The following is a 12663-nucleotide window of genomic DNA, read 5'->3' as shown; positions in this document are numbered from 1 at the left end:
TCAGGCGTTTATTCACGATGATAAGGATGATTCGTGGTGATGCTCCACGCACGATACAGGCTTTCCGCTACCAGCACACGCACCAGCGGATGTGGCAACGTGAGCGCTGACAGTGACCAGCTTTGTTCAGCAGCGGCTTTGCACGCGGGCGCCAGTCCTTCCGGACCGCCGATTAACAGGCTGACATCGCGGCCATCCAGTTTCCAGCGTTCAAGCTGCTGCGCCAGCTGTGGGGTTTCCCACGGCTGTCCGGGAATATCCAGCGTGACAATACGATTGCCTTTACCCACGGCGGCCAGCATCGCTTCACCTTCTTTTTCCAGAATGCGTTTGATGTCAGCGTTCTTGCCGCGTTTGCCGGCAGTTACTTCGATCAGTTCAAACGGCATATCTTTCGGGAAGCGGCGCAGATACTCCATGAAACCGGTCTGAACCCAGTCGGGCATTTTGGTGCCGACGGCCACAAGCTGCAGTTTCACGTCTTAGCTCCAGAGTTTTTCCAGCTCGTACAGCTGGCGGCTCTCTGCTTCCATCACGTGCACAATCACGTCACCCAGGTCAACGACCACCCAATCGGAGGCGGTTTTACTGTCTACACCCAGCGGCTTAAGGCCCGCAGTGCGCGATTCCTGCACCACATGATCGGCGATAGAAGCGACGTGACGTGTTGAAGTGCCGGTGCAAATGATCATGCAATCGGTGATGCTGGATTTGCCCTGAACATCAATAGCAATGATGTCCTGGCCTTTGAGATCATCAATCTTATCAATAACGAACTCTTGGAGTGCTTTACCTTGCAAAAGGTTCCCCTTAAAAACAGGTGATTACGGGCGGGCTAACGATGCGAGAAAGGTAGCCGAAAATGAAGCGGCGCAGTATAGCATGCTGCCTTTAGCTGCGATATAAGCCAACGCTATCGATGTAGCCGATCACTGCATCTGGCAGTAAATCCGCGCAGGAGATGCCTGCATGGCGGCGCTGACGGATTTCGGTGGCGGAAATGTCGAACAGCGGCGTATCCGCCAGCCAGATGTGTCCCGCCGGTGCGTGATGGAGTTGCTGCACATCATCGGCGAGATGCTTATCAAGCCACTGCTGCATCTCTGGCGTCTCCATCTGCGTGGCGTAACCTGGACGCTTACACACCAGCAAATGACACAGCGACAATAGATCCTGCCAGCGATGCCATTTGGCTAACGTTAGCAGAGAATCCTGACCAATGATAAACCCGAGGGGCTGTTCTGGGCCGCGTTCCGCACGCAGTGCTTCCAGCGTGGCAACTGTCCAGGACGGCGTTGCACGCGCCAGTTCGCGCGTATCGATATCAAACAGCGGGCGATCGGCAATAGCACAGCGCAGCATCTCAACGCGCTGTTGCGCACTGGCTTCCGGCTGCGGGCGATGCGGCGGCACGTTGTTCGGCAGCAGCGTGACCTTTTTTAATCCCACTTGCTGTGCCAGCGCTTCTACCGGGCGCAAATGGCCGTAGTGAATCGGATCGAAGGTGCCGCCAAACAGAGCGTAGAGTTTAGACATCAGTAAAGCTCAATGGGAAATCGCGGTGACACAGCAGCAGCGACAGTGTTTCCAGCTGCGGCCACAGGTTTTGTCCGTAATCTTGCTTCATGCTGAGTTCCAGCTTTGCCAGCAAATGCACCGCGCGCTGTAAACGCTGAGCATCAAGGCGCTGCAAGGCTTCAGTAAACAGCGCGCGACGGTTTTGCCAGATACGTTGCTGATCCATCAGCGTGCGCAGCGCTTGTTTCGCCTGATTCCGCTGCAGGTGCAGCAGCGTGAGTAAATCGCGTTGCAGCGTGCGCAGCAGAATCACCGCTTCGCTGTCCTCTTTCTCCAGCTGATGCAGGATGTGCAGGGCGCGTTTACTTTTCCCTGCCAGCAATGCATCCACCCAATGGAACGGTGTAAAGTGCGCAGCATCGTTGACGGCGGCTTCCACGCGCGGCAGCGTTAATTTGCCATCTGGCCACAGCAGCGATAAGCGTTCCAGCGCCTGCGACAGCGCCAGCAGATTCCCTTCGTAGCAGTAGCAAAGAAGCTGGATCGCCGCATCATCTACGCTGAGTTTCATCGCTTTGGCGCGACTCGCCACCCAGCGCGGCAGCTGTGCCTGTTCAGGCGTCTGGCACGGAACCATTACCGCCTGCGTACTCAGCGCTTTGAACCAGGCGCTGTTCTCCTGCGCTTTGGTCAGTTTCGCCAGGCGTAGCACCAGCAAAATATCGCTGTGCAGCAGCGTGGAGAGTTTCACTAACTGCTCGGCGATAGCGGCATTGGGGCCGTTTTCGGGTAGTTGCAGCGTCAGGGTTTGGCGTTGGGTAAACAAGCTGAGCGATTGGCAGCTAACGAAGATCGCATCCCAGTCGGTTTGCGCATCAATGGTGACGCTGAAGTGCTCTTCAAATCCCTGTGCGCTGGCGGTAGCACGGATTGCATCCGCGCTTTCCTGAATCAGCAGAGGTTCATTACCGGTGAGAAAATAACAGGCGCGCAGCCCCTCTCGAAGCTGCGCGCTCAGTTGTTCAGGATAAATCCTGATCATTGCAGACTGGTAGCTGACGAAGAGGACACTTCCGGTGAGTTCTGTCCCGGTGCAATCGTCTCAGGCTGCGGCAAAGTATCTTTGTTGCTTTCCTGCGCGGCATGCACGGTCAGCAGTTTACGTACTAACTGCTCGGACGCGCGCTGACGCATCTCCTGCACGATCATATCTTGCTCGGCATCCTTCGCCAGTGCGGCGTTCGGGTTGTCGAAGAAAGAACGATACACGGTGGTGCTGATCGGGTAGATACCTTTACCCGGCAGCAGAACCTGTGCGGTGACCGTCATCACCAGCGAGTATTCCGCGGTGGTACCGCTGATAAACACCGATGCGGTATCACGTCCCTGGCCTTCAGCACCCAGACGCAGCGTTGGGTATTTGGCGCTGGCCGCTTTGCTGTCTTCAATGATGGTGACATTGTTGATGCGCAGCTGCTGGCGCACGGCACGTGCCAGTGGGCCATAGGGATCGCCGCTCTGGACGATAAGGGTTTTCATCTCACTCGGCACCGAGGTGGTGCCGCGCGGGTGGAAACCACAGCCTGCGGTAATCACTACCGCAAGCAGGACAAACAGCCTGATAATCAGTTGTCGCACAGTTCCTCCTGAACTTAACCTACGACCAGGTTAAGCAGTTTGCCAGGGACATAAATCACTTTACGAATGGTGACGCCATCCAGATATTTCGCCACCAAATGCTCCTGCGCAGCACGCGCCTGCACCTGCTCCTGCGTGGCATCCGGCGCAACGGTAATCTTGCCGCGCACTTTGCCATTCACCTGCACCACCACCAGCAGCGAATCTTCCACCATGGCCGCTTCATCGGCTACCGGCCAGCTGGCTTCGTCGATGCTGCCTTCGCCGCCCAGCGCTTGCCACAATACATAGCTGGCGTGCGGGGTGAATGGATAGAGCAGACGCGTCACCGCGACCAGCGCTTCCTGCAGCAGCGCGCGATCTTGCTCGCTCTCCTGCGGGGCACGGATCAGTTTGTTCATCAGCTCCATAATGGCAGCGATAGCGGTGTTGAACGTCTGACGACGACCCACATCATCGGCCACTTTGGCGATGGTTTTGTGCAGATCGCGACGCAGCGCTTTCTGGTCGTCATTCAGGTTATTGACGTCCAGCGCCACGGTCGCGCCTTTCGCAATGTGCTCGTAAGCCAGTTTCCATACGCGCTTCAGGAAACGGTTAGCACCTTCAACGCCCGATTCCTGCCACTCCAGCGTCATCTCTGCTGGCGAAGCAAACATCATGAACAGACGAACGGTATCTGCACCGTAACGCTCAACCATCAGCTGGGGATCGATGCCGTTGTTTTTCGACTTCGACATTTTGCTCATGCCGGCGTAAATCACTTCACGACCTTCGTTGTCGATGGCTTTGATAATGCGGCCTTTCTCGTCGCGTTCTACGGTCACGTCAACCGGAGAAACCCAGTTACGCTCGCCATTCACGCCGAGGTAGTAGAACGCATCAGCCAGCACCATGCCCTGACACAGCAGGCGTTTGGCCGGCTCATCAGAGTTCACCAGGCCAGCATCACGCAGCAGCTTGTGATAGAAGCGGAAATACATCAGGTGCATGATGGCGTGTTCGATACCGCCAACATACTGATCGACCGGTAGCCAGTAGTTCGCCGCCGCCGGATCCAGCATGCCTTCATGATAGTTGGCGCAGGTATAACGCGCGTAATACCAGGATGACTCCATAAAGGTGTCAAAGGTGTCGGTTTCACGCAGCGCAGGCTGGCCATTAACGGTGGTTTTGGCCCACTCAGGATCGGCTTTGATTGGGCTGGTGATACCATCCATCACCACGTCTTCTGGCAGGATGACCGGCAACTGATCTTCTGGCGTTGGCATCACGGTGCCATCTTCCAACGTCACCATTGGAATTGGCGCGCCCCAGTAACGTTGACGGGAAACGCCCCAGTCGCGCAGACGGTAATTGACTTTACGCACGCCCACGCCTTTGGCAGCCAGCGCATCGGCGATGGCGTTAAAGCCCGCCTGATGATCCAGACCGTTGTATTCACCCGAGTTGAACAGCGCGCCTTTTTCGGTCATCGCGGCAGCACTCAGGTCCGGTTCAGAACCGTCGAGATTCAGGATCACCGGCTTGATGTTCAGGTTGTACTTGGTAGCGAACTCCCAGTCACGCTGATCGTGGCCTGGAACAGCCATTACCGCGCCGGTGCCGTATTCCATCAGCACGAAGTTAGCGACCCATACCGGAATCTCTTCACCGGTCAGCGGATGGATAGCGAACAGGCCGGTGGCCACGCCTTTCTTCTCCATCGTTGCCATGTCGGCTTCGGCGACTTTGGTGGTACGGCATTCGTCGATAAATTCAGCCAGCGCAGGATTAGTGGCAGCGGCTTGCTGCGCCAGTGGGTGACCTGCGGCAACCGCCACATAGGTTGCACCCATAAAGGTATCTGGACGGGTGGTGTAAACGGTCAGCTTCTCGGCGCTGTTGGCAACGTCAAAGGTGATTTCCACGCCTTCAGAGCGGCCAATCCAGTTGCGCTGCATGGTTTTGACCTGCTCCGGCCAATCTTCCAGCTTATCGAGATCGTTGAGCAGCTCCTCCGCATAAGCGGTGATTTTGACGAACCACTGTGGGATCTCTTTGCGCTCAACTTTGGTATCACAGCGCCAGCAGCAGCCGTCGATAACCTGTTCGTTGGCCAGCACGGTCTGATCGTTCGGGCACCAGTTCACCGCCGAGGTCTTTTTATAGACCATGTCTTTTTCATACAGCTTAGTGAAGAACCACTGTTCCCAGCGATAGTATTCTGGCTGGCAGGTCGCCAGTTCGCGGCTCCAGTCATAGCCAAAGCCCAGTAATTTCAACTGGTTCTTCATGTAAGCGATGTTGTCGTACGTCCACGGCGCCGGCGCGGTGTTGTTTTTCACCGCAGCACCTTCGGCTGGCAGACCAAACGCATCCCAGCCAATTGGCTGCAAAACGTTTTTGCCGAGCATACGCTGGTAACGCGCAATCACATCGCCAATGGTGTAATTACGTACGTGCCCCATGTGCAGGCGGCCAGAAGGATAGGGCAGCATCGAAAGGCAATAATATTTCTCTTTGCCTTCCTGCTCGGTCACTTTAAAGGTTTCGTTTTCGTCCCAGTGTTGTTGGACGCGGGATTCTATCTCTTCCGGGCGGTATTGCTCTTGCATGGCTGCCTGTGGTCCTTTGTGAAAATCGCTAAGCATACTTTTAGATCCGCATAGCATACCCATAAGGCTGCGCCTCAACAACTTTTCACGCCCTCGCCGGCCGGATTTCTGCCGAATGCGCCGCCGCTTTCACCCTTTTGTGATTTCTTAGGTTGCTGCCGATGCAATTGTGACAAAACCGCTAAACTTAACAGCAGTATCCGCAGCGGAAAGGAGAATAAAATGAATAACGTGGCGCAGGAATACCGTGCAACGATTGAAGCATTATCCCAACGATTGGATCATGGCGAGCGCGATGTTGATGCGCTGGTGGCCGAGGCGCGGCAAAGTTTGCTGGCGAAAAAAACGCTGTCACCCGCCGAGGTCAATGAAGTGATGCGCGCCGTGCGGCGCGATTTACACGAGTTTGCGCTGAGCTATCAGGAGTCTTCTGATGTGGTCGGCGATTCAGTGTTTTTGCGCGTGATTCGTGAAAGCCTGTGGAAAGAGCTGGCGGATATCACCGATAAAAGTCAGCTCGAGTGGCGTGAAGTGTTTCAGGATTTGCGCCATCACGGCGTCTACCAGAGCGGTGAAGTGGTGGGGCTGGGGAATTTAGTCTGTGAGAAGTGCGGCTTCACGCGGGCGATTTATACGCCAGAGAGCTTAACGCGCTGCCCGGAGTGCGGGCACGATCAATTCCAGCGCCAGCCGTTTGAACCCTGATTTTATGAATGTATAACCCCCGCGCGATGAATCGCGCCGCTACGGGTACGAGCACTTATCGTAGCGGCGCAATTTATTGCGCTAATCAGTGCAGGATCTTCGCCAGGAAGTCTTTCGCACGATCGGATTGTGGATTGTTAAAGAAGTCATCCTTATTGGTGTCTTCGATAATTTTCCCTTCATCCATAAAGATCACGCGGTTAGCGACTTTGCGCGCAAAGCCCATTTCATGCGTTACCACCATCATGGTCATGCCTTCATTCGCCAGCTCAACCATCACGTCTAACACTTCGTTGATCATTTCAGGATCAAGCGCTGACGTCGGCTCATCAAACAGCATCGCCACCGGATCCATGCACAACGCACGCGCGATTGCCACGCGCTGCTGCTGGCCGCCGGAAAGCTGGCCGGGAAACTTATCCGCGTGCGCAGAGAGCCCAACGCGTTTTAGCAAGCCCTGCGCTTTCTCACGTGAGGCCGCTTTATCACGCTTCAGCACTTTGACCTGCGCCAGCGTCAGGTTCTCGATGATGCTGAGATGAGGGAACAGCTCGAAATGCTGGAACACCATGCCCACTTTGCTACGCAATTGAGCGAGGTTGGTTTTTTTGTTGTTCACTTCGGTGCCGGTCACCTGAATGCTGCCCTTTTGAATCGGCTCCAGGCCGTTCACGGTTTTAATCAGCGTTGATTTACCTGAGCCAGACGGACCGCAGACCACTACCACTTCACCTTTTTTCACTTCGGTGGAGCAGTCGGTCAGCACCTGAAAGTGCCCATACCACTTTGAAACATTTTTCAGGCTAATCATTTAAACCGTCCTCTTTCTTTTCAGATAGGTAACCAACAGCGAAGCGCTCAGGCTGATCACAAAGTAGACCAGACCAGCAAACAAAATCATTTCAACCTGGGTTCCGTCACGCTCACCTATGGTTGAAGCGGTGCGGAAGAAATCGGCCAGGCTCAGTACATACACCAGCGAGGTATCCTGGAACAGCACGATGCCCTGCGTCAGCAGCAGCGGCACCATGGCGCGGAACGCCTGCGGCAATACGATCAGTTTCATCGATTGCCAGTGCGTCATGCCGAGCGCCAGCGCGGCATTGGACTGCCCGCGTGAGATGCTCTGAATACCGGCGCGGATGATTTCCGAGTAGTACGCGGCCTCAAAGAGCGCAAATGCCACCATGGCAGAAATCAGGCGGATATCTGATTTAGGCGATAAGCCCAGCACCTGTTGCAGGAAGGCGGGCACCACCAAATAGAACCACAGCAGCACCATCACCAAGGGTACGGAGCGGAACAGGTTGACGTACAGCTTGGCAAACCAGCGTATCGGCGCAATCGGCGACAAGCGCATCACCGCCAAAATCGTGCCCCAGATAATGCCAAACACCACGGCAATCGCGGTGATCTTGAAGGTAATGATCAACCCGTTCCACAAGTAAGGCAGGCTGGGAACAATTGAACTCCAGTCAAACTCGTACATTATTTGCCTCCCATATTGCCAGGCAGGCGAATTTTGCGTTCTACCACACTCATAATCAGCATGATGACCAGGTTAATGCCGACGTACGCCAGAGTGATGGCGGTAAAGGATTCATAGGCATGCGCGGAGTAATCCAGCAGCTTGCCGGCCTGCGCCGCCATATCCACCAGTCCGATGGTTGAGGCGATCGCCGAGTTCTTCACCAGATTAAGCATTTCCGACGTCATCGGCGGCACAATCACGCGATAGGCATTCGGCAGCAGCACATAGCGATAGGTTTGCGGCAGCGTCAGGCCCATCGCCAGGCCGGCATTTTTCTGACCGCGTGGCAGCGACTGAATCGCCGCGCGTACCTGTTCACAGACGCGCGCTGCGGTGAACAAACCAAGGCAAATCGTCGAGGAGACGAAGAACTGAATATTGGGATCCAATTCTGACTTAAACCACATGCCCAGCTTTTCGCCCACCAGTTCTGGCGCAACCAGATACCAGAAGAAGAACTGCACAATAAGTGGGATATTACGGAATAGCTCCACGTAGCAGGTGCCAATTGCCGCCAACAGGCGGTTGGGCACGGTACGCAGAATGCCAAATAAGGAACCTACCAGGAAGGCGATAATCCAGGCGCAGCAGGACACCGCAATGGTGACCTGAAAACCGGACCACAGCCAGCCGAGGTAAGTCGTATTGCCGAACGGGGCCTGTTCAAGAAAAATGCCCCAGTTCCAATCGATACCCATAACGAGCTCCGGTAAAAAAAGGGTAGCGAGGCTACCCATAAGATTGTTGAGCGGTGTCTTGCATCCTGCTTCAGGGGAACGGCCTGTTACAGTCTGTCTGTCCGCACCGCATGTTCAGCAATCGAGAGGGCAGCGGGGCTGCCCTTGTTGTCGTTGTTAATTCAGAGTGCTTTGTCGTTCGGTGCTTTGAACAGGGCCTGCATATCGCTTGAGAGTTCGAAGTTCAGGTTCAGATTCTTCGGTGGAATCGGTTTTTTGAACCAGGTTTCAAACCATTTTGAGGCTTCGCCAGAGGTTTGCGCTTTAGCAATGGTTTCATCCATCAGCTGTTTGAACTGTGGATCCTGATTACGCAGCATGCAGCCGTAAGCTTCTTTCGACTGCGGTGTACCCACGATGTCCCAGTTGTCTGGCTTCTTGGCTTTGGCACGTTCACCTGCCAGCAGCGCGTCATCCATCATGAAGGCCACAGCACGACCGGTTTCCAGCGTACGGAAAGAATCGCCATGGTCTTTCGCGCTGATGATACGCATATCCATTTTTTGCTCGTCGTTCAGTTTGTGCAGCAGAACTTCTGAAGTGGTACCGGAGGTCACGACAACGGTTTTACCCTTCAGATCAGGGAAATCTTTGATGTCGCCGCCTTTTTTCACCAGCAGACGCGTACCGATGATGAACACGGTGTCAGAGAATGCCGCTTGCTTCTGACGCTCCAGGTTGTTGGTGGTAGAACCGCACTCAAAATCGTAAGTTCCGTTCTGCAACAGAGGAATACGGTTCTGCGAAGTAATCGGCAGCATTTTGATCTGCAAATCAGGCTTATTCAGTTTGGCTTTAATAGCCGCGATGATGGCGTTTGAATAATCCTGTGAATAGCCAACCACTTTTTGCTGGTTGTCATAGTAAGAAAAGGGAACTGATGATTCACGATGCCCAACGACGATCACGCCGCTATCATTGATTTTTTTCAGGGTACCGGTGAGATCTTCCGCCTGGGCCGCTCCCGCTGCTGCTCCCAACAGCAAAAGAGATAATGCCACTTTGCGTATCTGCATGTTCCAACTCCTTCGTATGGATGTCGCGCAGAACATAAACTGCGCAGATTGTGATGTTGTGTGTATTTCGTGCTGCTTTTTTTGTTATCCCATAGCGCAACCGCACGCAGGATAGTGATTAACATAGCGAATTGTTAACGCAATGAAACAAAAAAGTTTCTTTTTTGCGAGCCGCTCCGCACCAATAAAAGGCAAAAATTCCCCGATGCGCTAATAGAGTGCGCATCATTGCCATAAATTAGTGCGTAAAGGTTGCACTACGCTGACAAAAGCCGATGTTTGCGAAAATCACTGAAATAAATAGCAATGATCGTGCCAGCACGATGAAGAAGTGTAAAAAGCCAGCAGAGAATCGGGGAAAGCACCACGGAAGGAAGAGAAAACAGCGCATAAAAAAGGCGAAGTATTCACTTCGCCTGTTTGCATAGCTGCCTGAACTAGTGGCGACGGCGCAGAATGGCCACCACAATGCTAATCAACGTCACTAGCCACACTGGCCAGATGCCCGCTTTCGCATACGGCGTTTCACCGATGGTTGGCGTGACTTTGGCTTCCAATACATCCCGCGTGAACTGCGGCAGCTCTTTCTCTACTTCACCGTTGGCATTCACTACCGCTGTGACACCGTTATTGGTGGAGCGCAGTAACGGACGTCCCAGCTCCAGCGCACGCATGCGCGCCATCTGGAAATGCTGCCACGGCCCGATGGAGTGACCGAACCAGGCATCGTTGGAGACGGTCAGCAGGAAGTTGGTATCGGGACGGAAGTTGGCGCGCACTTGTTCGCCCAGCACGATCTCATAGCAGATAGCGCTGGTCAGGTTATAACTCGACACTTTCAGCTGCGGCTGGACATAGGCGCCACGGCTGAAGGAGGACATCGGCAAATCGAAGAACGGCGCCAGCGGACGCAGCAACGCTTCCAGCGGCACAAACTCACCAAATGGCACCAGATGATTCTTCTGATAGCGGTTCTGGCTTTGATAGCTGTAAGGCTGCTCACCACCCAGCACAATTACCGAGTTATAGTCGTGATAGCGATTATCGCCTTCCACGCGAGAATCCACGATACCGGTAATCAATGAGCTGCCGCGCGCGCGCAGGTCAGCATCCAGCGCCCGCAGGAACGGCTGCTGGTTGCTTTCCAGATCGGTAATCGCTGATTCGGGCCAGATAATGATCGGTGCTTTGCCGATAAAAGGCTGGCTATAGGAGGTGTAAACGCGCAGCGTGTTCAGCAGTTGCTGCGGATCCCACTTCATCGACTGCGGAATATTGCCTTGCACCATCGCAACATCAACGCTGCGTTCCGGCAGCGGCTGATACCACTGCATCATGCGCAGCGGCCACGGCAGTAACAGCAGGAGCGCGGCGGCTATCAAGCTTTTCACGGTACGATGATGCAGCGCGTGCACCAGCAAGCCGGCGATCACCATCAACAGGAAGGTAATGGTTTCCACACCGGCCAGCGGCGCGAGGCCTTTGAGCGGACCGTCAATCTGGCTGTAGCCAAACTGCAGCCACGGAAAGCCGGTGAGCACCCAACCGCGCAGGAATTCGCTAATCTGCCACAGCGCGGGTGCCGATAAAGCCAAACGCCAGATTGTGGCGCGCGGCCAGAAACGGTTGAGCAGGATGGCAAACAGCATCGGATAAAGCGACAGATAAGCCGCCAGCAGAATCACCAGTAAGATGTTTACCGGGCCGGGCATGCCGCCAAAGGTGGCGATGCTGACGTAAACCCAATTGATGCCGCTGCCAAACAGTCCAAAGCCCCAAGCGAAGCCGATTGCCGCAGCCTGCGCAGTGCGACGTTCCAGCAGCAACAGTTGCAGACCAAACAGCGAAATTATCGCCGCAGGCCAGAAATCGTAGGGGGAAAAGGAAAGGGTGCCAATGGCACCCGTAACTAACGCCAGCAGCAGGCGAACCCGCTGCTGCGAGTAAAGAGAGGCTAAAGCCATAAAGTTATTCGTCTTCCAGTTGCGGTTGTGGTGAGTCTTCCGGAATTTTTACATGCACCTGGATGATACGGCGGCTGTCAGCCATGGCGACTTTGAACTGATAGCCATCAATGACAATACTTTCGCCGCGAGCGGGAAGGTGGCCGAATCCCTGCATGACCAATCCGCCAATGGTATCGACTTCGTCATCGCTGAAATCGGTGCCAAAGACCTCATTAAAATCTTCAATTGGCGTTAAGGCGCGCATGGTATAGGTGTAACGATTGAGCTGGCGGATATCACGATCTTCTTCATCGTCATACTCATCTTCAATTTCGCCAACAATCAGCTCAAGAATATCTTCAATGGTCACCAGACCAGAGACGCCACCAAATTCGTCAATGACAATCGCCATATGATAACGCTGCGAGCGGAACTCCTTCAGCATGCGATCGACGCGCTTGCTTTCAGGAACCACCACGGCGGTGCGCAGCACTTTTTCCATGCTGAACGGCTCAGACGCGCTGGCCATAAACGGCAGCAGGTCTTTGGCCATCAAAATGCCTTCGACGTGGTCTTTGTCTTCGCTGATCACCGGGAAGCGTGAGTGGGCGGATTCAATAATCACCGCAAGGCACTCTTCCAGCGTTTGGTTGCGTTTCAGGGTGATCATTTGCGAGCGAGGGATCATGATGTCGCGCACGCGCTGTTCGGCAATGTCCAGCACCCCTTCGAGCATGTCGCGGGTGTCCTGATCAATCAGCTCTTTTTGCTCAGAATCGCGGATTAACCCCAGCAGTTCATCACGGTTTTTAGGTTCACCGTGAAACAGTTGGTTGATTAACAGGGAGAAAAATCCCTTTTTACTACTGGGTGCGTCGCTGTTTTGAGAATGGTCGTCGCTCATGGCGTTTTTATTTCGTTCTCTCTAATGAGGGATTGGGGCTGCTGGCATCCGCGCCAGCAGCGCAATAACCT

General features: G+C 54.4%; 13 protein-coding genes. 1 reads left to right on the top strand and 12 read right to left on the bottom strand.

The window, feature by feature from the left end:
- Nucleotides 1-8: 8 nt before the first annotated feature.
- The 6 genes from rlmH to leuS form a co-directional block, all read right to left on the bottom strand.
- Nucleotides 9-479, bottom strand: coding sequence for a 23S rRNA (pseudouridine(1915)-N(3))-methyltransferase RlmH (rlmH, locus tag MWH02_RS05810; protein ID WP_008103678.1), 471 nt, complete (start codon nt 477-479; stop codon nt 9-11).
- A gap of 3 nt (nt 480-482) precedes the next feature.
- Nucleotides 483-800 carry a ribosome silencing factor gene (gene rsfS / locus MWH02_RS05805; RefSeq protein WP_008103673.1) on the bottom strand — a complete coding sequence of 106 codons (318 nt, stop codon included), beginning with the start codon at nt 798-800 and terminating at the stop codon, nt 483-485.
- A 91-nt stretch (nt 801-891) separates the two neighbouring features.
- The gene (gene nadD / locus MWH02_RS05800) at nt 892-1536 is read right to left on the bottom strand and encodes a nicotinate-nucleotide adenylyltransferase (RefSeq protein WP_192236640.1); all 645 of its coding nucleotides are present in this window, start codon (nt 1534-1536) and stop codon (nt 892-894) included.
- The gene (holA, locus tag MWH02_RS05795; protein WP_271460058.1) at nt 1529-2560 is read right to left on the bottom strand and encodes a DNA polymerase III subunit delta; all 1032 of its coding nucleotides are present in this window, start codon (nt 2558-2560) and stop codon (nt 1529-1531) included. Before holA ends, nadD begins: the two co-directional genes overlap by 8 nt.
- Entirely contained in the window at nt 2557-3156 is a 600-nt protein-coding gene (lptE, locus tag MWH02_RS05790; protein ID WP_110865718.1) for an LPS assembly lipoprotein LptE, read from the bottom strand. Before lptE ends, holA begins: the two co-directional genes overlap by 4 nt.
- 14 nt (nt 3157-3170) lie before the next feature.
- Nucleotides 3171-5753: a leucine--tRNA ligase gene (gene leuS, locus MWH02_RS05785; RefSeq protein ID WP_271460057.1), complete on the bottom strand. Its 2583-nt coding sequence runs from the start codon at nt 5751-5753 to the stop codon at nt 3171-3173.
- A gap of 222 nt (nt 5754-5975) precedes the next feature.
- Between leuS and MWH02_RS05780 the strand changes: the two genes are divergently transcribed.
- On the top strand, nt 5976-6458 hold the full coding sequence (locus tag MWH02_RS05780; protein WP_007890691.1) for a zinc ribbon-containing protein: 483 nt from the start codon (nt 5976-5978) through the stop codon (nt 6456-6458).
- A gap of 85 nt (nt 6459-6543) precedes the next feature.
- Here the strand turns inward: MWH02_RS05780 and MWH02_RS05775 are convergent, their stop codons facing one another.
- The 6 genes from MWH02_RS05775 to corC all read right to left on the bottom strand — a co-directional run bounded on the left by MWH02_RS05775 (nt 6544) and on the right by corC (nt 12592).
- Nucleotides 6544-7269: an amino acid ABC transporter ATP-binding protein gene (locus MWH02_RS05775; RefSeq protein WP_008103661.1), complete on the bottom strand. Its 726-nt coding sequence runs from the start codon at nt 7267-7269 to the stop codon at nt 6544-6546.
- Entirely contained in the window at nt 7270-7947 is a 678-nt protein-coding gene (gltK, locus tag MWH02_RS05770; protein WP_101763247.1) for a glutamate/aspartate ABC transporter permease GltK, read from the bottom strand.
- A complete protein-coding gene (locus MWH02_RS05765; RefSeq protein WP_061717388.1) occupies nt 7947-8687 on the bottom strand; it encodes an amino acid ABC transporter permease in 741 nt (246 codons plus the stop codon). Before MWH02_RS05765 ends, gltK begins: the two co-directional genes overlap by 1 nt.
- Before the next feature lie 161 nt (nt 8688-8848).
- The gene (locus tag MWH02_RS05760) at nt 8849-9742 is read right to left on the bottom strand and encodes a glutamate/aspartate ABC transporter substrate-binding protein (RefSeq protein ID WP_101763246.1); all 894 of its coding nucleotides are present in this window, start codon (nt 9740-9742) and stop codon (nt 8849-8851) included.
- A 437-nt stretch (nt 9743-10179) separates the two neighbouring features.
- A complete protein-coding gene (gene lnt, locus MWH02_RS05755) occupies nt 10180-11706 on the bottom strand; it encodes an apolipoprotein N-acyltransferase (protein ID WP_271460056.1) in 1527 nt (508 codons plus the stop codon).
- A gap of 4 nt (nt 11707-11710) precedes the next feature.
- Nucleotides 11711-12592 carry a CNNM family magnesium/cobalt transport protein CorC gene (gene corC, locus MWH02_RS05750; protein WP_101763244.1) on the bottom strand — a complete coding sequence of 294 codons (882 nt, stop codon included), beginning with the start codon at nt 12590-12592 and terminating at the stop codon, nt 11711-11713.
- Nucleotides 12593-12663: the final 71 nt, after the last annotated feature.

The organism is Pantoea leporis, assembly GCF_028048155.1.
GTDB classification, from domain to species: domain Bacteria; phylum Pseudomonadota; class Gammaproteobacteria; order Enterobacterales; family Enterobacteriaceae; genus Pantoea; species Pantoea leporis.
The sequence above is the reverse complement of the archived record's forward strand: the minus strand, read 5'-3'. Positions and strand labels throughout refer to the sequence as shown.